18 protein-coding genes and 1 pseudogene are annotated in these 20,799 nt (G+C 43.6%); 12 read left to right on the top strand and 7 right to left on the bottom strand.

Annotation, left to right across the window (positions count from 1 at the left end; translation table 11 throughout):
* Nucleotides 1–146 precede the first annotated feature (146 nt).
* The 10 genes and pseudogenes from AC0C66_RS01860 (at nt 147) to nrnB (ending at nt 11,453) form a co-directional block, all read left to right on the top strand.
* Nucleotides 147–1,679 (top strand): glycoside hydrolase family 10-like protein, encoded by a 1,533-nt coding sequence (locus AC0C66_RS01860; protein WP_072181936.1) that lies wholly within the window; start codon nt 147–149, stop codon nt 1,677–1,679.
* Nucleotides 1,680–1,792: 113 nt separating this feature from the next.
* Nucleotides 1,793–2,300 (top strand): annotated as a pseudogene (locus AC0C66_RS01855) (GNAT family N-acetyltransferase).
* Nucleotides 2,301–2,410: 110 nt separating this feature from the next.
* The gene (locus AC0C66_RS01850) at nt 2,411–3,553 is read left to right on the top strand and encodes an acyl-CoA dehydrogenase family protein (protein WP_461845573.1); all 1,143 of its coding nucleotides are present in this window, start codon (nt 2,411–2,413) and stop codon (nt 3,551–3,553) included.
* Between the two features lie 42 nt (nt 3,554–3,595).
* Nucleotides 3,596–5,245, top strand: coding sequence for an AMP-binding protein (locus AC0C66_RS01845; RefSeq protein ID WP_461845572.1), 1,650 nt, complete (start codon nt 3,596–3,598; stop codon nt 5,243–5,245).
* Between the two features lie 9 nt (nt 5,246–5,254).
* Entirely contained in the window at nt 5,255–6,583 is a 1,329-nt protein-coding gene (locus AC0C66_RS01840; RefSeq protein ID WP_061186380.1) for an acetyl-CoA carboxylase biotin carboxylase subunit, read from the top strand.
* 14 nt (nt 6,584–6,597) lie between these two features.
* Nucleotides 6,598–6,819 carry an acetyl-CoA carboxylase biotin carboxyl carrier protein subunit gene (locus AC0C66_RS01835; RefSeq protein ID WP_072181940.1) on the top strand — a complete coding sequence of 74 codons (222 nt, stop codon included), beginning with the start codon at nt 6,598–6,600 and terminating at the stop codon, nt 6,817–6,819.
* A 14-nt stretch (nt 6,820–6,833) separates the two neighbouring features.
* Nucleotides 6,834–7,736 carry a hydroxymethylglutaryl-CoA lyase gene (ldeG, locus tag AC0C66_RS01830; protein WP_061186382.1) on the top strand — a complete coding sequence of 301 codons (903 nt, stop codon included), beginning with the start codon at nt 6,834–6,836 and terminating at the stop codon, nt 7,734–7,736.
* 17 nt (nt 7,737–7,753) lie between these two features.
* Nucleotides 7,754–8,536: an enoyl-CoA hydratase gene (locus AC0C66_RS01825; RefSeq protein ID WP_461845571.1), complete on the top strand. Its 783-nt coding sequence runs from the start codon at nt 7,754–7,756 to the stop codon at nt 8,534–8,536.
* A gap of 10 nt (nt 8,537–8,546) precedes the next feature.
* Entirely contained in the window at nt 8,547–10,082 is a 1,536-nt protein-coding gene (locus AC0C66_RS01820) for an acyl-CoA carboxylase subunit beta (RefSeq protein WP_327816398.1), read from the top strand.
* A gap of 171 nt (nt 10,083–10,253) precedes the next feature.
* Nucleotides 10,254–11,453, top strand: a complete 1,200-nt coding sequence (gene nrnB / locus AC0C66_RS01815; RefSeq protein ID WP_072181942.1) for an oligoribonuclease NrnB — start codon at nt 10,254–10,256, stop codon at nt 11,451–11,453.
* A 48-nt stretch (nt 11,454–11,501) separates the two neighbouring features.
* Here nrnB and uptA read toward each other — a convergent pair whose 3' ends face one another.
* The 6 genes from uptA to AC0C66_RS01785 form a co-directional block, all read right to left on the bottom strand.
* Entirely contained in the window at nt 11,502–12,098 is a 597-nt protein-coding gene (gene uptA, locus AC0C66_RS01810; protein WP_014113955.1) for an undecaprenyl phosphate transporter UptA, read from the bottom strand.
* Between the two features lie 70 nt (nt 12,099–12,168).
* Entirely contained in the window at nt 12,169–13,059 is an 891-nt protein-coding gene (gene galU, locus AC0C66_RS01805; protein WP_242733171.1) for a UTP--glucose-1-phosphate uridylyltransferase GalU, read from the bottom strand.
* Nucleotides 13,060–13,083: 24 nt separating this feature from the next.
* The gene (locus AC0C66_RS01800; RefSeq protein ID WP_242733173.1) at nt 13,084–13,488 is read right to left on the bottom strand and encodes a GtrA family protein; all 405 of its coding nucleotides are present in this window, start codon (nt 13,486–13,488) and stop codon (nt 13,084–13,086) included.
* Between the two features lie 289 nt (nt 13,489–13,777).
* The gene (locus AC0C66_RS01795; RefSeq protein ID WP_072181945.1) at nt 13,778–14,044 is read right to left on the bottom strand and encodes a YnfE family protein; all 267 of its coding nucleotides are present in this window, start codon (nt 14,042–14,044) and stop codon (nt 13,778–13,780) included.
* 74 nt (nt 14,045–14,118) lie between these two features.
* On the bottom strand, nt 14,119–15,618 hold the full coding sequence (locus tag AC0C66_RS01790) for a cellulase family glycosylhydrolase (RefSeq protein ID WP_088679170.1): 1,500 nt from the start codon (nt 15,616–15,618) through the stop codon (nt 14,119–14,121).
* Nucleotides 15,619–15,939: 321 nt separating this feature from the next.
* A complete protein-coding gene (locus AC0C66_RS01785) occupies nt 15,940–17,337 on the bottom strand; it encodes an alanine/glycine:cation symporter family protein (RefSeq protein WP_072566340.1) in 1,398 nt (465 codons plus the stop codon).
* Between the two features lie 489 nt (nt 17,338–17,826).
* On the opposite strand from AC0C66_RS01785, the gene AC0C66_RS01780 reads away from it, so the two are divergent.
* Nucleotides 17,827–18,180, top strand: a complete 354-nt coding sequence (locus tag AC0C66_RS01780; RefSeq protein ID WP_014113949.1) for a hypothetical protein — start codon at nt 17,827–17,829, stop codon at nt 18,178–18,180.
* Between the two features lie 25 nt (nt 18,181–18,205).
* Complete coding sequence (locus AC0C66_RS01775; protein ID WP_014113948.1) at nt 18,206–18,331, top strand: hypothetical protein; 126 nt, start codon at nt 18,206–18,208, stop codon at nt 18,329–18,331.
* Nucleotides 18,332–18,378: 47 nt separating this feature from the next.
* On the opposite strand, the gene parC is transcribed toward AC0C66_RS01775, so the two are convergent.
* Complete coding sequence (gene parC, locus AC0C66_RS01770; RefSeq protein ID WP_072183183.1) at nt 18,379–20,799, bottom strand: DNA topoisomerase IV subunit A; 2,421 nt, start codon at nt 20,797–20,799, stop codon at nt 18,379–18,381.

Here is a 20,799-nt window from a genome sequence, read left to right as displayed (position 1 = left end):
AACAAAATGCTTCAGGACTTTTTTCGTTTATCTGGTGATATAGACATAAATCCTGATTTCTTCAATCCGATTAAGCACCCTTTTACAGCCCGGGAATACCGTAATAGCGAATAGTGAAAGTGATGTAATGGGGGAGAAGAAACAGAATGAAGGTTTGTCAAAAGTCGATTGTCCGTTTCCTTGTCAGCTTGATCATCGGAACGTTTGTCATCTCCGTTCCGTTTATGGCCAATGCGCAGCCTGACAGGGAACTGAGAGCCGTATGGATTGCTTCCGTATTGAACATTGATTGGCCGTCAAAAAAAGGTTTATCGGTGGAAGAGCAAAAGCAGGAGTATATCAAACTGCTGGACGATGTACAAAAAATGGGGATGAATGCCGTTATTGTTCAGATTAAACCGACGGCAGATGCCTTTTATCCGTCCGCTTACGGACCTTGGTCTGAATACTTAACCGGTGTCCAAGGGAAAGACCCGGGCTATGATCCGCTTGCATTTATGATTGAAGAAACCCATAAACGAAATTTAGAATTTCACGCATGGTTTAATCCTTACCGCATTACAATGAATCATACGGACCTCAATAAATTGTCTAAGGATCACCCGGCAAGACAGCATCCAGACTGGGTTGCCGCTTATGGAAACCAGCTTTATTATCATCCGGGCATTCCTGAAGCGAGAGATTTTATCGTCAAAGGTATTGAAGAAGTGGTAAAACATTATGATATCGACGCCGTTCATATGGATGATTATTTTTACCCTTATAAAATAGCGGGACAGGAATTTCCTGATCAAACACAGTATGAACAATACGGAATAGGCACTTTTTCCAATATTGATGACTGGCGGCGGGATAATGTGAACCAGCTTGTCAAACAAATCAACCAAACAATTAAAGCTGCAAAGCCATATGTCAAATTCGGCATCAGTCCCTTTGGTGTATGGAGAAACGCGGCAGATGATCCAACCGGATCGAATACCAAAGCAGGCGTCAGGAACTATGACGACCTTTATGCAGATACGAGACATTGGATCCAAGAAGGCGACATCGATTATATTGCTCCGCAAATCTATTGGAGCATCGGCTTCAATGCAGCAGCTTACGACGTACTGGCTGATTGGTGGAGCAATGAAGTCAAAAATAGGCCTGTTCATTTATATATTGGCCAGGCAGCCTATAAAATCAATAATAACTTTGATCCGCCATGGTCCGACCCGGAGGAGTATGTAAGACAAATCACCTTGAACCGTCAGCTTGAGCTTGTGAAAGGAAGCATGCATTTCAGCCTCAAAGACCTCAACAAAAATCCGCTTGGCATCAAAGACAGGCTCATTATCGAGCTTTACAGCAAACCGGCACTGGTTCCGCAAATGCCTTGGCTTGACAGTACCGCCCCAAATAAACCGAAGCTTACGAAGGTCACCGAAGACAAAAACGGCAATCTTCTGCACATACAAGACCACCCATCAAATCAAGAAACGAAAGAAACAGCCTATTATGCGATATACAGAGCCGAAGGGAAAAAGCACAAAACATTGCTGGCAACCGCTAGAAAAACAAATGAGCAGCAAACCTTCTTAGATGAGACGGCAGAACCAAACAAGAAATATACGTATTATGTCACTTCAGCAGACCGGCTCCATAACGAAAGCAAGGCTTCCAAACGAAAGACAAAATAAGAAATGAGAAGGACGGCTTTCTAAGTCGTCTTTTTTTAAAAAGTTATTTTGGGAGATAAGATACTTATGATGAGCCGCTGAATTGGTTAAAGAAAAGAAGGGGAGAGACTCATATGAATTTGGAAGCGGTTTTTGGACATTTCCCAGTATTGGAATCTGAAAATCTAGTTTTAAGTAACATCGAAGAGGAGCACGCACAGGATGTATTTTCAATCTACGATCATGACAAAGTATTCGAATACTGCGGCATCATTCCGAAACATAACATAAAAACAGTAGAGAAAATGATTAGCCATTTTGATAGGGATTACAACAAAAAAAGCAGAATCAAGTGGGGAATTTTTCCGAAGAGTCAAGAGAATACATTGACGGGAATCATTGAAGCGATGGATTTTAACCAAAAAGTAAACATGGTATCGATTGGATACTACTTGGCTGAAGAAATACTGGGGGAAAGGCTTCGCCACTGAATCCGTCCGCATGCTTGTCTCATTTTTATTTGAGAAAGTCAATGTAAATAGAATTTAAGCTGAAGTCATGCCAGCAAACGAGAATTCAAAAAACGTCCTCTTAAAAAACAATTTTATGAAAGAAGGGTTAGTCAGACAAGCTTCCCATTGATGTTTTCACGTAAAAAATGACTCGGTTTTAATTTTCAGACTTCTTTTGTCAGGGAATGATTACAGAACTCGCCTAATAGGATGTTACAAAGATGTGAAGGAGGAAATCAAGTGAATTTTGAGCTGACAAAAGAACAACAAATGGTTCGTGAAATGGTAAAGGATTTTGCGAAAAAAGAAATCGCTCCTCACGCTGAACATATAGATCAAACGGGCGAGTTCCCGATACAAACATTTAAAAAAATGGGTGAGCTCGGGCTGATGGGTATTCCATTTCCCGAAGAATACGGCGGATCAGGCGGCGATACGATTTCATATGCCTTAGCGGTTGAAGAAATCGGCAAAGCCTGCGGAAGTACTGGATTAAGCTACGCTGCAGCGGTCTCGCTCGGCGCAAGTCCTCTTTATTACTTCGGAACAGAAGAACAAAAACGGGCGCATTTGACTCCGCTGGCTTCAGGCAAAGCACTCGGGTCATTCGGCCTGACGGAACCAAATGCCGGCTCAGATGCAGGAGGGACTCAAACGAAAGCCATTACAAATGGTGATGAGTATGTAATCAACGGCGAAAAGTGCTGGATCACGAATGCAAGTTACGCACGAACGGTGATTGTAACCGCAGTAACAGGCAAAAACAAAGAAGGAAAAAACATCATTTCCGCATTGATCGTGCCAACTGACACAGCCGGACTTACGATTACGAGCCCGTACGATAAAATGGGTGTCCGCGGTTCAAATACAGCGGAAATTTTGCTTGAGGATGTGAAAGTGCCTGCGGGCAACTTACTTGGCGATCCAACAAAAGGGTTTAAGCAGTTTCTATACACGCTGGACGGCGGACGAATCTCCATCGCTGCTCTTGCAGTCGGCATCGCCCAAGCGGCACTTGAAGCATCATTGGCATATGCGAAAGAACGAAAGCAGTTCGGACAGCCGATTTCTTCCTTTCAGGCCATCCAATTTAAGCTTGCTGACATGGCGATGGAAATTGATCTTGCACGGCAAATGGTGTTAAAAGCCGCTTGGCTGAAAGACCATAACCGTCCGTTCACAAAAGAAGCAGCATATGCCAAGCTGTTTGCATCTGAAATGGCGACAAGAGCTTGTAATCAAGCCATTCAAATCCATGGAGGTTCAGGCTACATGAAGGAATATGGGGTAGAACGGATGCTGCGGGACGCAAAATTAATGGAAATCGGTGAAGGCACCTCTGAAATTCAGCGTATCGTGATTGCCAGACAGCTATTGAAATAAAATGTAAACGCTTTCCAATTACTTAGAAAGGAGGAACAATGCATGGCTGAACTCATCCATTCCACAATCGGCAGACTGCTGGAACAAATCGCTGAAACCTATCCCGATCAAGAAGCGGTTGTTTATCCAGACAGAAAAATTCGCTATACGTACGCCCAATTTGACAGTCTGTGCCGTCAAACCGCTAAAGGACTCATGCGGATGGGGATTGGGAAAGGAGACCATGTAGCCATATGGGCTTCGAATATCCCCGAATGGCTTGCCGTTCAGTTCGCCACCGCAAAAATCGGAGCTGTGCTCGTGACCGTCAATACTAATTATCAAGCACACGAACTCGATTACTTGTTAAAGCAATCGGATGCTGCCGCTCTTATTGTCATGGATTCATACCGGGGCACTTCATACACAGACATCCTGAAGAGCCTCATTCCAGAGCTGCAAGAAACAGAGCCTGGCCAGCTGAAATCAGAACGATATCCCTTTTTAAAAACGCTGATCTATATTGGCGATAAACGTTTGCCGGGCATGTATCATTGGAACGATACAGAGATACTGGCGAAAACAGTGTCGGATGCTGAGCTGGAAGCCAGAATGAACAGCCTTGAAAAAGACGATGTGATTAACATGCAATACACATCAGGAACGACAGGGTTCCCTAAAGGGGTAATGCTGACCCATTTTAATGTCATCAATAATGCTGCCAATATCGCTGAATGTATGGCATTAACCTCGCAAGACCGCATGTGCATCCCGGTTCCGTTTTTCCATTGCTTCGGATGCGTGCTTGGGGTTTTAGCGTGTGTGTCCGTCGGGGCAGCCATGATACCTGTACAAGAATTTGATCCCGTTACCGTCCTTAAAACGGTAGAAAAAGAGAAATGCACAGCGCTCCACGGTGTGCCGACCATGTTTATCGCCGAGCTGCATCATCCGGATTTTGATGCATATGATCTATCGACGCTCCGAACAGGCATCATGGCCGGCTCTCCCTGCCCAAGTGAAGTGATGAAAGCTGTTATTGAAAAGATGGGCATGAAAGACATTACGATCGCCTATGGACAAACCGAAGCCTCACCGGTCATTACGCAAACGAGGGCGCATGATTCCTTCTTAAGGAGAGTCGAAACAACCGGCCGTGCCCTGCCTCATGCAGAAGTGAAAATTGTAGAACCCGGGACATGTCAAGAAGTTCAAAGAGGCGTGCAGGGAGAGCTTTGCACCCGCGGCTATCACGTTATGAAAGGCTATTATAAAGACGAAGAAGCGACCAGAAAAGCAATCAATCCCGTTGGATGGCTGTTTACCGGAGATCTTGCTGTCATGGATGAAGACGGGTACTGCCGCATCACCGGAAGATTAAAAGACATGCTCATTAGAGGCGGTGAGAACATTTACCCGCGGGAAATCGAAGAATTTTTATATCGGCATCCTGATATTTTAGATGTACAGGTCGTTGGTGTGCCTGACGCCAAATTCGGGGAGGAGGCCGCAGCCTGGATTAAACTGAAAGACGGAAAAACCGCTTCACCTGAAGAACTTAAGGACTATTGCAAAGGAAAAATCGCCCGCCACAAAATTCCGCGTTATGTTATTTTTACAGACGAGTACCCGATGACGGCTTCAGGCAAAATTCAAAAATATAAACTGCGTGAAAAAACGATTGAAATGTTCAACTTATCATCATGTCAATGAGGTGAAGTCATGTTTACAAAAGTACTGATCGCCAATCGTGGAGAAATCGCAATGAGAATTATCCGAACGTGCAGCCGTCTCGGCATCAAAACGGTCGCGGTTTATTCTGAAGCAGACAGAGATGCTCCCCATACAAAGGCGGCCACAGAGGCTTATTTGATCGGGGAATCAAGAGTCAGTGAAAGTTATTTAAATATAGAGAGAATCATAGAGACAGCGAAAAAAGCAAACGCCGACGCCATCCACCCGGGATACGGGTTATTATCAGAAAACAGCCGATTCGCTGAACGCTGCAAGCAAGAAAACATCGTGTTTATCGGCCCTGCACCCGATATCATCGCAAAGATGGGCAGCAAAATTGAAGCACGTAAAGCAATGGAAGCGGCAGGTGTCCCTGTGGTGCCCGGCGTTTCAGAATCCCTCGGAGACATAGAGGCAGCCTGCCGCACTGCAAGACAAATCGGCTATCCTGTCATGCTGAAAGCTTCAGCAGGCGGAGGCGGCATCGGTATGCAGCTTGTTCAAAACGAGGAAGCATTAAGAAAGGCGTACGAGGGGAACAAAAAGCGCGCAGCAGATTTTTTCGGTGACGGTTCAATGTATATAGAGAAAGTCATTGAACATGCCCGCCACATCGAAGTTCAGCTTTTGGCCGATCAGCATGGCCATACAATACACCTGTTTGAACGCGATTGCTCTGTTCAGAGGCGGCATCAAAAGGTCATTGAAGAAGCGCCGTCACCATTTTTAGACGATAAACTAAGAATGAAGATCGGGCAAACGGCCGTAAAAGCAGCGAAAGCGATCGGCTATACAAATGCAGGCACAATCGAATTTTTAGTTGACCCGAATCAAAACTTTTATTTCCTTGAAATGAATACGAGATTGCAAGTTGAACACCCCGTGACTGAAGAAATAACGGGCCTGGACTTAGTGGAGCATCAGTTACGGATTGCTGCGGGCCATACTCTCACATTCTCCCAGCAAGACATCAAACGAAATGGGCATGCGATAGAGGTTAGAATATACGCGGAAGATCCCAAGACCTTCTATCCGTCACCAGGTACAATCACTGCGTTTTCACTCCCAAAAGGGGTCAGACACGAATGTGCGGTAGCAAAAGACAGCACCGTTACCCCTTTTTATGACCCGATGATCGCCAAGATGATTGTCAAAGGCCAAACCAGAGCGGAGGCCATTGAAAAGCTGGAGACAGCGCTCCGCGACTATCGGATAGAGGGAATCAAAACAAATCTTCCGCTTCTCATACAGGCTGCGGCATCAAAAGCATTTAAAAAAGGGGATGTCACGACTGACTTTTTGAAACAACACCTATAAAGGAGGCAGTTGTCATGACGGTTATGATACAAATGGCGGGAAACCTGTGGAAAGTGCACGTCAAAGCCGGCGACCACATTGAAAAAGGCCAGGAAGTTGCCATTTTGGAATCAATGAAAATGGAAATCCCGATCGTTGCAGACAGAAGCGGAACCGTAAAAGAAGTCAAAAAAAATGAAGGCGATTTTGTAAATGAAGGAGACGTGTTGCTCGAATTGAGCGATTCCACTCAATAATTTGGAGGAAGACCATGTCATATCCTAAAAAAGTGAAAATCAAAGAGGTCGGCCCGCGTGACGGCTTACAAAACGAGCCCATATGGATACAAACAGAAGATAAAATCGCTTGGATCAACCAGCTATCCCGGACAGGGCTTTCGTATATTGAAATCACATCCTTTGTTCACCCAAAATGGATTCCGGCGCTTCGAGATGCTATAGACGTGGCAAAAGGCATCGACCGTGCAAAAGGGGTAACGTACGCGGCACTTGTCCCGAATCAAAAGGGGCTGGAGAATGCGCTTGAAGGAGGCATTGACGAAGCTTGCGTCTTTATGTCCGCCAGCGAGACGCACAACAGAAAGAACATCAACAAATCTACTACTGAAACCCTTCATATTCTAAAACAAGTAAACGATGACGCAAAAAAAGCAAACCTCTCAACAAGAGCCTACCTCTCAACCGTTTTCGGCTGTCCGTACGAGAAAGATGTCCCCATTGAACAAGTCATCCGCCTTTCTGAAGCCCTATTTGAATTCGGGATTTCTGAACTATCGCTTGGAGATACGATCGGAGCGGCAAATCCCGCCCAAGTTGAAACCGTGCTTGAAGCTCTTTTGGCACGATTCCCGGCCAATCAAATTGCCCTGCATTTTCATGATACGAGAGGAACGGCGCTGGCCAACATGGTCACAGCTCTCCAAATGGGCATCACTGTGTTCGACGGCTCGACAGGCGGACTCGGAGGCTGTCCATATGCCCCAGGTTCCTCCGGAAACGCTGCAACTGAGGATATCGTATACATGCTTGAACAGATGGACATCAAAACAAATGTAAATCTTGATAAACTGCTATCCGCAGCCAAATGGATAGAAGAAAAAATGGGCAAGCAGCTGCCAAGCCGAAATTTACAGGTATTTAAATCATCTTCATAAAAGAGAGGGCAAATACAATGGGAGAATCGGTTCTTTTTACTGTCCAAAATGAACATATTGCGTTGATCACCTTAAACAGGCCTCAGGCGGCAAATGCTCTTTCAGAGGAAATGCTTAGAAGCCTGCAATTGATTCTTCAGGAAATTGAATTCAACTCGAACATCCGCTGCGTCATCCTCACAGGCACCGGTGAAAAAGCGTTTTGCGCGGGCGCAGACCTGAAAGAACGGATAAAACTAAAAGAAGATCAGGTTCTGGAAAGTGTATCTCTCATTCAAAGAACGGCGGCTTTCCTTGAAGCCTTGCCGCAGCCGGTCATAGCCGCGATAAACGGAAGCGCATTAGGCGGCGGGCTAGAATTGGCATTGGCATGCGACCTTCGAATCGCAGCTGAATCAGCTGTTCTGGGCCTCCCGGAAACAGGGTTAGCTATTATCCCAGGCGCTGGTGGGACCCAAAGGCTGCCCCGGCTGATTGGCAGAGGAAAAGCAAAAGAATTAATTTATACAGGCAGACGCGTAACCGCACACGAAGCAAAAGAGATAGGCCTTGTAGAGCATGTCACGGCTCCTCGTGACCTCATGCCAAAAGCAGAGGAACTGGCCGCAGCTATTTCTGCCAACGGGCCGATTGCTGTCCGTCAGGCTAAATTCGCAATTAATAAAGGGTTGGAGACAGATCTTGCTACAGGCCTGGCAATTGAACAAAAAGCATATGAACATACCATTCCGACAAAAGACAGGAGAGAAGGACTTGAAGCGTTTCAAGAAAAAAGACGGGCCGTATATAAGGGAATATAAAAGGGAGGCAATGCTCATGGACTATGAAAAGGAACGAACAGAACGGGCCGAACAGATTCGAAAAGGCGGGGCGGAAAAGTATCATCAGAGCAACCAAGAAAAAGGCAAGCTCTTTGTCAGAGAGCGGCTTGCTCGTTTGTTTGACAATGATATCGAGCTTGAAGACGCTTTTTTTGCGGAATGTATGTCAGACGGGCTTCCCGCTGATGGAGTGGTGACGGCTATCGGCAAAATCGGTGGCCAAACCGTTTGCGTCATGGCCAATGATTCAACAGTGAAAGCAGGTTCATGGGGAGCCAAAACCGTTGAAAAAATCATCAGAATTCAAGAAACAGCCGAAAAGTTAAACTGTCCGCTCATTTATTTAGTCGATTCGGCTGGCGCCAGAATCACTGACCAAATCAATGTCTTTCCAGGGAGACGTGGAGCAGGACGAATTTTTTACAATCAAGTCAAATTATCGGGACGCATTCCGCAAATCTGCCTGCTTTTCGGACCGTCTGCGGCAGGGGGCGCTTATATTCCAGCCTTCTGTGACATTGTCGTTATGGTAGAGGGTAACGCCTCCATGTATTTAGGCTCGCCGAGGATGGCGGAAATGGTCATTGGCGAAAAAGTGTCTCTCGAAGAAATGGGTGGGGCACGTATGCATTGCTCAATCTCCGGCTGCGGAGATATTCTTGCAGAAACTGAAGAAGAAGCCATACGTCTGGCACGGGCTTATTTATCGTATTTTCCGGCTAATTATCAAGAAAAAGCGCCTATGCAAGAGAAACGCCCGCCAAAACACTTCGACATCCCGCTTGCCGACATCATTCCGCAAAATCAAAATGCGCCTTTTGATATGCATGAGCTGATTGAGCGGGTTATTGATGAAGATTCATTTTTTGAAATCAAAGCTTTATTCGCACCGGAATTAATAACGGGACTCGCACGAATTCACGGACAGCCTGTCGGCATTGTTGCTAATCAACCAAAGGTAAAAGGAGGCGTCTTATTTCACGATTCAGCAGACAAAGCGGCTAAATTTATTACCTTATGTGACGCGTTTCATATTCCATTGCTGTTCTTAGCGGATATCCCCGGCTTTATGATCGGCACAAAGGTAGAACAAGCGGGCATTATCAGGCACGGAGCAAAAATGATTTCAGCGATGTCGGAAGCAACTGTTCCAAAGCTCTCTGTCATTGTCCGCAAAGCGTACGGAGCGGGGTTGTACGCAATGGCAGGGCCTGCGTTTGAACCGGATTGCTGCTTAGCGCTCCCAACCGCCCAAATTGCCGTCATGGGCCCTGAAGCAGCTGTAAACGCCGTCTATGCAAAAAAAATCGCTGAGCTGCCGAAAGAAGAGAGGGCATCATTTATCAGCAGCAAACGGGAGGAATACAAAGAGGACATCAATATCTACCGCCTGGCTTCAGAAATGATCATTGATGCCGTGATCCCAGCCAATTCGCTGCGTGATGAGCTGGCCAAACGGCTCAAGGCATACATGACAAAGGAAATGACATTTACCAATCGAAAGCATCCGGTTTACCCTGTATAAAAAAGCAAGGACTTAAGGAGCGCAAAAAGCGCTCTTTTTTTATATTTGCAATAATAATATTATGTAAACCAATTAACTTTGCATAAAACACCATGGTTTTTAGAATAGTAAATAAAGGGTGCCGCACCTCTAGCGGCAATTGTCAGTTCATCATAAAAAGGGGCCTACATTATGTATCATTTATATTCACATAACGACTTGGACGGAGTAGGATGCGGAATCGTAGCAAAATTGGCATTCGGGAAAGATGTTGAGGTCCGGTATAACTCTGTCAACGGCTTAAACGCTCAAGTGCAGTACTTTTTAGAAAAAGCGAAGGAGAGCAACAGACAAGACGCATTATTCATCACCGATCTCGCCGTCAACGAAGAAAACGAAGAGAGATTAAATAAGTATGTTCATGCGGGCGGAAAAGTGAAGCTGATTGACCATCATAAAACAGCGCTTCATTTGAATGAGCATGAATGGGGATTTGTCCAAGTGGAGTACGATGATGGAAGGCTCTCATCGGCCACATCGCTTTTATATGGCTATCTCGTTGAAAATGGTTTTATGAAACCGACAAATGCCTTAGATCAATTTACAGAGCTCGTCCGCCAATATGATACATGGGAGTGGGAGCAGTATGATCAAAAACAGGCGAAGCGGCTTAATGATCTTTTCTTTCTGCTGTCAATCGATGAATTTGAAGAAAAAATGATTCAGCGTCTTTCTGCGCATGATGAATTTTTCTTTGATGATTTTGAAGAGAAACTGCTTGATTTAGAAGATGCAAAAATCGAGCGCTACCTCCGCAGAAAGAAAAGGGAGATGGTGCAAACCTTTGTTCATGAACATTGTGTGGGCATTGTCCACGCAGAATCGTATCATTCAGAGCTTGGAAACAGACTAGGAAAAGAAAATCCCCACCTCGATTACATTGCGATTTTAAGCATGGGGTCAAAACGAGTCAGCCTGCGCACCATTCATGATTACATCGATGTGTCAGAAATCGCCGGCCGATACGGAGGCGGGGGGCATGCAAAGGCATCTGGATGTTCAATCACCGACGAAGTATACGAATTGTTTGTTGCTGAAGCATTCCGGATTGAACCTGTCCGTCCAGATGCTTTCCGTAATATCTATAACCTAAAGGGATCGGCGAACGGATCATTATATGAAAATCGCGCACAAATGAGATTTTTTCTGTTTCCTTTAGACAACGAGTGGAATATCCAAATTAACGGAGAAACACAGGATGAAACATTCGCAGCTTTTGAAGAAGCAGAATGGTTTATTAAAAGAAATTATGCCGCATCGCTCGTGCGGGATGAAGTATTTGTCGCTTTTTTAGCGGAGCATTTGAAGCTGGCAAACCAGCATCGCAGATAAAAAAATATGCATAGGGATGAATCAATCATCCTTATGCATATCCGCTAGCTATCGTTTAAATATCGCTGTACGTTTTTTAATCACAAAATAAAGGGCGATAACGACAATAGCCAGTATCATTATCGGCGTTGTATAAGTGCCCGCAATGTTCTCAACGTCATCCCACTGGCTTCCGAGCTGAATACCTAAATAAACAAAGAGGATAGACCACGGAATGATAGCAAGTACAGTCAGTACCACAAATTTGAGAAACGGCATTTTGGCAATGCCTGCGGGAATGGATATCGCATGTCTGACAACTGGTATAAAACGTGCCGAGAAGACAACACCCGTGCCGTACTTTTGAAACCAGTTTTCTGACATGTCGATATGATGCTTTTTAATCAATAAGTACTTCCCGTATTTGTCCAAAAACGGTCTGCCACCATAGCGTCCGATCCAATAAATAAAGATCTGGGCAATGGTGCCCCCGATAACACCCGCAATGATGGCGCCAATAAACCCAATCGTGCCTTCCGATACCATATAGCCGCCATAGGCCAATACAATTTCACTCGGAATGATTTCAATCATCAAGCCAATCGCAATGCCCGCATATCCCATGTTCGTCAGCCATGTTAAAATTTCGCTTATCAAACTGCCCACATTCTTCACACCTGTCCTAATCTTTTTCTCTATTATATGACTGATTGACGAGCAAGATGGTTACAATTTTTTATCGCAGCATTTCTTTCGTTTCCCGTTTGATCACATCTTCTAAATAGGCCAAAAGCTGAGATCTCATTTCGGGGCGCATTAAGCCGATTTCAGTGCTTGCTTTAAAACAGCCCAGCTTATCGCCAATGTCATATCGATTTCCTTCCAGCAGCCGGGCATGGATAGGCTGCTTACGGCAAGCCTCACGAAGCGCATCTGTAAGCTGAATTTCGTTGCCCGCGCCTCTGCCAATGGACTTTAAAACGGGGAAGATCGATGAATTCAGCACATAACGTCCCATCACGGCGATTTCCGAAGGCGCTTCTTCAGGAGAAGGCTTTTCCACTAAATCGTTCACTTCGTATACATGCCCTTGAGACCCTGATGTATTGATAATACCATATTTGCTGACATCCTCAGGGAGAACTGACTGTACACCGACAACCTCTGTGCCATAAACGTCATATACATCCATTAATTGCCGAAGAGCCGGTGTTTCAGACACCATAATATCATCGCCTAAAAGGACGGCAAACGGTTCATCGCCAATGAAATGCTCCGCGCACAAAACGGCATGTCCCAAGCCAAGCGGCTCCTTCTGACGAATATAATGGATATTCGCAAGATTTGCAATGTCCTGCATTTCGCCTAAGATGTCTGTTTTCCCTTTTTCAATCAAATTCTGTTCAAGCTCAATGGAACGGTCAAAATGATCTTCAATCGCGTGCTTGTTTCGCCCTGTAATAATCAAAATATCTTCAATACCTGACTGAACCGCTTCCTCAACGATATATTGAATAGCAGGCTTATCAACGATAGGGAGCATTTCCTTAGGCTGAGCTTTCGTTGCAGGTAAAAAACGTGTTCCTAGACCTGCTGCAGGGATGACGGCTTTTCTGATTTTTTTCATTTCCTTCACTCCATTTCAGTTTTCTTACATTGATTCTGATTTTTTCAACGGATCGCGGAAGACCCAGAGGCGATTCCCGATAAAATTAATCACCATACCGCCGACAGTTGCAATCAATTTGCTGATCAGAAGAGACAATCCGGCTTTTTGAAGGCCGAATAGCAGCAAAAACGTCATACCGGACGCTGCGAGATTAACGGCGATAAACCGAATCATTTCCTGTTTGTCGGCTTTTTTCGCCACTTCAAACGTCCAAATCCGATTCCAAATATAACTGTTGGCGATTCCGGACGTATAAGAACAAACCTGGGCAATGAGATATGGCACCTGTAAAGCGGTTAAAAGGAAAAATACACAAAAGTCAATAAGCGTGTTGCCAACTCCGACGGTACAAAAACGTATAAGCGTAGTCATTTGTTTCTTCAGCATAACGGCATTCCATTTTACCTCCAATCGAAGAAATTCAGTAGTGGCCGCGGAAGCCATCTTATGTACAAATCACTTTAAAGAATAGAGTTGAATAAACAATTACTAAAATATGAACAAACCATTAAAAAAGAAGGGGAGGACGATAATGAAATACAACTGCTGCCTGTTTTCATTTTTTAGTTTACATAATATATATTCTAGGAAGTAAACAAAATAAATGAATTTCTGTCTCAATACAAAAGTATACTTAAGTTAGTGAGACAGAAATTGAAATTTTACTGTTGGAGGTCTAATCAAAAAATGGCGTTGTCAATCCATAATAAACTGCTTCCAAATCTTCCAGCGTCATATCGCCATATGCGCATTTGATAACCGAGTCAGCAAATACATCGTAGTCATAATCTGTAGAAAAACCTTGCTGCAGCTGTTTTTCGTAAGCTTCGATCTGTTCTTTTTGATGTTGGATGTCTTTTTCCTTACCAGGATAGTCCGGACCATTTATCGCATTATTCATTTCTTTGAACAGCATCATATACTGCTTCAGTGTTTCATCCACAACCTATACCTCCTTGTTTTGCTGTATAAGATGATGAAAACGGACATCATTGCTGATGCCCGCCAAAAGCTAAACTATTTGGGTTCTGTTCCCCAAATCAGTTTTCCGTGATTATATAATGTGATTTTTTTCGTTGTTTTAAACATATTTGATTGGAAAAAGGAATAATCCTCACCCTGTGCATAATTGCCCCAGTCATCATTGTGAAGACGAAGCTGAATATCCCCTGTGTTTGCTCCTGGTGACAGCGTTCCATTTTTAAACCCTAGTTCCAGATAGGTATCTGCACCCTGCTTAGGTTTATGTAACGCCACAAACTTGTGGGTCACATTGCCGCATCCAATCTGCGCGTAGTCACAGTCAAAGTTTTGAGGTTTGTTTTTTGCGTTATACCAGTAACGGATAGTGATATCTTTTAAATCATCCCTGGTGTTGCCGTTATTTTTTATGTGAAGCTGCGGGCGGATTTGGTTCCCGTTCACACTACCATAACCTGCCCTGTATTGCACAGAAATGCTGTTTTTCTGTGTGGGTTGATCTTGTGTTGGCGTTTCAGGAATGTCCTTCGTCGAATCTTTGGTACCGAGAATGTTTTCTCTTACGAATGCTCCTGAAGCGGATAAACCTGATAACGGCCAGCCGCCTGTTTTAGATGCTCCCGGCTTTAAAGCTGAAGATGATTCCTGCTTATCAGAAAGATTCCAGTTTACCCAGCTGATGTTCTTGCTGTTGAGATAATTCAGCCATTCCCTCGACTGGTCAAGAAATACTCCGCCATTTCCGGAAGCATCGCTTGTCCCCCACTCCGTCACAAAAATAGGTGCTCCTTTGCTAAGTGCATAGTTTGCTTTATCCCGTAAAAACTGGCCATGTGTGCCGGCATAAAAATGAAGTGCGTACATGACATTTGCATCCTTTAGCTGATCATCGGCAGCATCATTCACATCCTGGCTCCATGTACCGGTACCGACAATAATGATGTTGTCGGGATCGTTTTTGCGAATAACGGAAATCACTTCTTCCGCATACGGTTTAATATCACGCTTCCAGTTCACATCGCCGTTTGGTTCGTTCGCAATTTCATAAATGACGTTTGGCGTGCTTCCGTAAAGGCTTGACATTTCCTTGAAGAATTCTTTTGCCTTCTCTTTATTTTGATTTGGATTGCCGTCATTTAAGATATGCCAGTCAATGATGACATATATCCCAAGCTCTTTTGCCGCTTCAACCGCTTCTTTTACTTTGTTTTTCACAGACGGATTATCAATATAACCGCCGTCGGCCGTATACATCGCCGCGCGGAAAACCGTAATGCCCCAATCGTCTCTCAGCCATTTTAAGCTGTCTTTATTGACAAAATCGCCATACCATTGCAATCCGTGTGAACTGATCCCCTTCAGCTGCACCGCTTTGCCGTTTTGATTGACTAGCTGTGTACCTTTTATGCTAAGCTGGCCATTTATGGATACTGGCGTTTTTGTCACTGCTGCAGATGCTTCTGGAGCAGTCAAGCCGCTATTTGCTAGTAATGCAATAAATAAACATACAATTAAGATAGAGACTGAACGTTTCATATAGAATATTCTTTCCTCCTTCAAATGATTATGTAAAACATATGCCTAGTACCGTTCTCCTCCCTTTCGCTTTTTTAGCACGGACTCATTGTAAAAATCTTTCTCATGATTGTCTATCAACCTAATTTCTTGTTTTTAGGCGGTTTAAAAGCCTGCCAATTTGCTCTTTTTGTCTTGTTTCAGATACTGCTGATACATGTGGACCACATATAAAAGTATGTAACCAGGACTTTACACGTTATTTTTTTATGAAATCAAAACATTCCGCTTCTTTTCGCCAAATAAAAAGCTGCATTCAATTGATTGAATGCAGCCGTGTTCTTATGCTTCTTGTCTTTCATCTTCCCAAGTTTCAGTGTTTTTAAGACCCGGGATGTTTTTCGCTTTGAATACAGGATCAAGTCCTTGTTTACGCTGCTTCGCGTAATCTTTATACACTTTGTAAGCAACGTTCGACAGCAGTGTAATAACAATTAAGTTAATCAGCGCCATGATACCCATAAAGAGGTCCGCCATGTCCCACACAATCTGGAACCCTGCTACACATCCAAAGACAACCATAGCAATAACCGCGATGCGGTAAATATTCAGCCATGTTTTGCTTGTTTTAATAAATTCAATGTTTGTCTCACCATAATAGTAGTTTCCGACAACTGAACTAAAGGCAAACAAGAACATTGCAATTGCTATGAAACCAGGCGCCCAGCCTCCAATATGGTGGCTCAGAGCAGCTTGTGTAACCTGGATGCCGTCACCTTTTGGTGTTACACTGTATAGTAAGATGATAAACGCTGTAGACGTACATATGATAAATGTATCGAAAAACACGCCTAATGTTTGAATAAAGCCCTGCTTTGCCGGATGCGAAACATGAGCTGTCGCAGCAGCGTTAGGCGCGCTACCCATTCCCGCTTCGTTAGAGAAAAGCCCGCGCTGTGCACCGATGACGATGATAGCTCCCAGTCCGCCGCCGACAACTTGTTCAAATCCCAAAGCATTTTTGACAATTATCGCAATAACGCTTGGAAATGCAGAAATATTGGTGAATACAACATATAGTGCAATGAGAATATAAAGGCCAGCCATCACTGGAACAATCAATTGTGTCACTGCGACTACACGTTTTAAACCGCCGAAAATAATAAAAGCCGTTAAAGCAGCAAGAACAATAGCCACAACTGTTTTGTTCACATGAAATGCGCCTTCTAACGCTCCCGCAATGGTATTGGATTGAACAGCGTTAAAGATTAAACCGAATGACACGGTAATTAAGACAGCGAATACGATGCCGAGCCATCTGACTCCAAGACCTTTTTGAATATAGTAGGCCGGTCCGCCGCGGAAATCGTTTCCGTCCTTCACTTTATAAAGCTGTGCTAACGTACTCTCAACAAAGCTTGAAGCCATACCTACAGCAGCTACAACCCACATCCAAAATACAGCGCCTGGTCCGCCTGTCGCAATTGCTAAGGCAACACCAGTCAAATTCCCTGTACCGACTCGGGATGCAGCAGAAATAAAGAACGCCTGCATAGACGAAACACCTTTATTTCCTTCAGGCTTCTCACCTACTATTCTGAACATTTCAATAAAATAACGGAATTGGATAAAACCAAAACGAAGTGTAAAAAATAGTCCAAGTCCTATTAAAATATAAAATAAATATTTCCAGATAAAATCACTTGGAATATTGATCAAACTGTTGAAAAAAGACTCCATATTGACCTCCCGTTTTCATCAATTCATTGTGAATTCATATTTGATGTTAGATTTTTTAACATAACGAGTTTTATTATATCACAATATGTCGAATTAGGAAGTTTTTTCGTGAAGATTGTTGTCCTAGATTGATGCTTCACTCCTTTGGTCTCCCTCTCTATTATTTTCCTATGAATAAAAATATTTCTTATAAGCAAGATTTCTCTTTTAAAAGTAAGAATTTCTTTCCTGCCACCTTCCGTTTCCTTTGATAAATAAAATCATAATTCCTAAACAACAAACATATCTTTTAAAATGTGTTTTTATTCACATCTTAGACCGGGTATACATACACTAATAAAAGAAATTTCTCTTTCAAAAATAAGCAAAAAGATATATACTTAACAAAGTGAAATTTATTTTTAAATTTAATAAATCAGGTTTACTTTTAGGATGGATTAGGGTATTATTATAAAAATATTCAGTAATATTAAAGGAGGGGGAGATCATTTGAAAAAAGTAACGATACTAAAAGCGTCCATCTTATTTTTGGCGATTGCCAGCTTTCATTTGTTCTCAATTCCCCACGCCTTTGATATAGGCCATCATTATAAAGCCGTAGCCGACCAGCAGGAAATGCATGAGATGAAAGCCGGGCAAAATGCAGATGATGAGAAGAAATCCATCACAGGGGCATTTGCGCTGACTGCTCTATGGGCAATGGCTGTTCTGCTTCTGACCGCTGAAAGCAAAAGTACGGGATACTCCCGCAGGCGCCAGCGGAAAAAAAGCTTTATACTGGCCAAATTTTATCAATCGTCTTATTTCGGCAAACTTCATGTTCAACATCACCCGATTATATAACGAAAATATGAGGAGGCTGTTAAACATGTTGTTTATCTTAAGAATGGTGATTTTAGGCTTATTTTCTTTCACCGCGCTGAATTTATTTGTATGGCAAGGAATCGAATTTGTTCATGCCTTTACAGATCTTTTCACTAGCCATGAAAGCTAATTGAAATACAAACGAAACCCGCTCACATGATATGAGCGGGTTTTTTATTATTGTTCTGTATGAAGGCGCCAGACAGCTGTAACCTTGCCTGATTCCTCTTCATCAATAAAGAAAGAGCCATTGCTGTATCTGTCGTTTGTCCGAAAGTCTTTTGCCTGCAGTTCTTTTCTGTCGCCTTTTTCTGTTTCCACCATAAGCCGCTGTTCAAGACCGCAAGCGAACAGCGCTACGACCCGGTGAGGATTCTTCTTCAGTTCCCTTAGCATAACAACACCACGTTTTGCACGGGATGTTTTTTCAAACTCGGAAAGACTCATGCGTTTCACCGCTCCCCGCTGTGTGAACAATACAATTGAATCAGATTCTTGAAGGATTTCTCCAGAGACAACAAAGTCATCTTCTTTTAAGTTAATCCCTTTGACACCAGCGGCACGCGCGCCAACTACATTTACTTCGTCTTCTCCAAACCATAAGCCATACCCTAGGTGAGTGGCCATAAAGATCTGGCTTTCCCCATTTGTTACATGTACATCAATCAGTTCGTCTTCACCCTTCAGATTTAAGGCCACAAGCGCTTTAGAATAACGCTGTGCTTTATAATGGGTGAGCTCTGTCTTTTTCACCATTCCGTTTTTCGTAAAGAACAATAGATACGCCGACGGATCAAATTCTTTTATCGGTATGGCCTTTACAATCGTTTCATCACGGTCAATGGTGATTATATTTGAAAAATGCTGGCCCATGTCCTTCCATCTAATATCAGGCAGCTGGTGAACCGGACAATAAATGTAGCTTCCTTTGTTCGTAAAGAGCAGCAGCACATCCGTCGTATTCATTTCAAACTGATGGAGCATCCTGTCCGTATCTTTCATTCCGAAATCCTGGCCGTTGGAAGCGGCAAATGAACGCTGGCTCGTCCGTTTTAGGTAGCCATCCTTCGTAACGGTCACATATACATCCTCAGACGCAACCATGACTTCAAGGTTAATCTTAATTTCCTCAATTTTTTCTTCAATCACGGAGCGTCTCGTGTCTGCATATTTCTTTTTCAGTGCTTTTAAGCTGTTTGTGATCACTTTTAACAGCTTTTTATCATTGCTCAGAATGGATTCGAGCTCTTCAATTTTTTTGCCGAGCTCTTCTGCTTCTTCTTTCAGTGCTGTGATATCTGTATTGGTTAAACGATATAGCTGCAGTGACACGATGGCTTCAGCCTGAGGCTCTGTAAATTCATATTTCGCTATCAAGTTGTTTTTAGCGTCACGTTTATCGCTTGAAGAACGAATTGTTGCAATGACTTCATCCAAAATGGACAAAGCTTTCATGAGTCCTTCTACGATGTGATGTCTGTCTTTTGCTTTTTGAAGCTCATAAACGGACCGGTTTGTGACGACTTCCTTTTGGTGGCCGATATATGCATCCAAAATAGACGGCAGGCTCATCAACATCGGACGGCGATTATGAATAGCCACCATGTTAAAGTTATAGGTGATCTGCAAATCAGTATTTTTATATAAGAAATTCAAAATGCCTTTGGCATCCGCTTCTTTTTTCAGTTCAATGACCACTCTCAGCCCAGTTCGATCCGTTTCATCGCGAACCTCTGAGATGCCTTCAACCTTTTTATCAATGCGGTACTCGTCCATTTTTTTCACAAGGTTTGCTTTATTCACTTCAAATGGAATTTCCGTAATGACAATTTGTTCTCGTCCGCCTCTGATTGTTTCAATTTCAGCTTTTCCACGGATAATGATTTTTCCTTTTCCGGTTTCGTAAGCTTTTTTTATGCCGTCAACGCCTTGAATAATCCCGCCTGTCGGAAAATCAGGCCCTTTAATGACTTCCATGAGTTCATCAACAGAGCAAGATGGCATTTGAATGCGCTTGATGACAGCATCAATGACTTCTCCCAGATGATGAGGGGGAATGTCGGTTGCGTATCCTGCTGAAATCCCGGTAGATCCGTTGACCAATAGGTTAGGAAACATCGCCGGGAGTACAACAGGCTCCTTGCTTGTATCATCGAAGTTCGGCACAAATTCAACTGTATTTTTGTCAATATCCCGAAGAAGCTCAGAAGCGATCGGAGATAACCTCGCTTCTGTATAACGCATAGCTGCCGGGGGATCTCCGTCGATGCTTCCGTTGTTCCCATGCATTTCAATTAACACATTTCGCACTTTCCAATCCTGGCTCATCCGCACCATAGCTTCATAAACCGAACTGTCACCGTGCGGATGATAGTTACCGATGACGTTACCGACCGTTTTGGCCGCTTTTCTGAAGTTTTTATCAAACGTGTTTCCATCTGTATGCATCGCGTACAGAATTCTGCGCTGTACCGGCTTTAAGCCGTCTCTTGCATCAGGAAGCGCCCTGTCTTGAATAATATATTTACTATAGCGTCCAAAACGGTCGCCGATCACCTCTTCTAATGGTAAATCATGAAATAATTCTGGTTGTGACAA

This window comes from Bacillus sp. VA13, assembly GCF_055710085.1.
Note: the sequence above shows the minus strand (reverse complement) of the source record. Positions and strands in the feature narration are given on the sequence as shown.

Coding starts and splice junctions, on each gene's coding strand:
- AC0C66_RS01775 (WP_014113948.1), top strand. CDS start 18,206: ATGTTGTTTATCTTAAGAATGGTGATTTTAGGCTTATTTTCTTTCACC.
- AC0C66_RS01800 (WP_242733173.1), bottom strand. CDS start 13,488: ATGCTGAAGAAACAAATGACTACGCTTATACGTTTTTGTACCGTCGGA.
- AC0C66_RS01790 (WP_088679170.1), bottom strand. CDS start 15,618: ATGAAACGTTCAGTCTCTATCTTAATTGTATGTTTATTTATTGCATTA.
- AC0C66_RS01860 (WP_072181936.1), top strand. CDS start 147: ATGAAGGTTTGTCAAAAGTCGATTGTCCGTTTCCTTGTCAGCTTGATC.
- galU (WP_242733171.1), bottom strand. CDS start 13,059: ATGAAAAAAATCAGAAAAGCCGTCATCCCTGCAGCAGGTCTAGGAACA.
- AC0C66_RS01825 (WP_461845571.1), top strand. CDS start 7,754: ATGGGAGAATCGGTTCTTTTTACTGTCCAAAATGAACATATTGCGTTG.
- AC0C66_RS01785 (WP_072566340.1), bottom strand. CDS start 17,337: ATGGAGTCTTTTTTCAACAGTTTGATCAATATTCCAAGTGATTTTATC.
- AC0C66_RS01835 (WP_072181940.1), top strand. CDS start 6,598: ATGACGGTTATGATACAAATGGCGGGAAACCTGTGGAAAGTGCACGTC.
- AC0C66_RS01845 (WP_461845572.1), top strand. CDS start 3,596: ATGGCTGAACTCATCCATTCCACAATCGGCAGACTGCTGGAACAAATC.
- nrnB (WP_072181942.1), top strand. CDS start 10,254: ATGTATCATTTATATTCACATAACGACTTGGACGGAGTAGGATGCGGA.
- AC0C66_RS01840 (WP_061186380.1), top strand. CDS start 5,255: ATGTTTACAAAAGTACTGATCGCCAATCGTGGAGAAATCGCAATGAGA.
- AC0C66_RS01820 (WP_327816398.1), top strand. CDS start 8,547: ATGCTCATGGACTATGAAAAGGAACGAACAGAACGGGCCGAACAGATT.
- ldeG (WP_061186382.1), top strand. CDS start 6,834: ATGTCATATCCTAAAAAAGTGAAAATCAAAGAGGTCGGCCCGCGTGAC.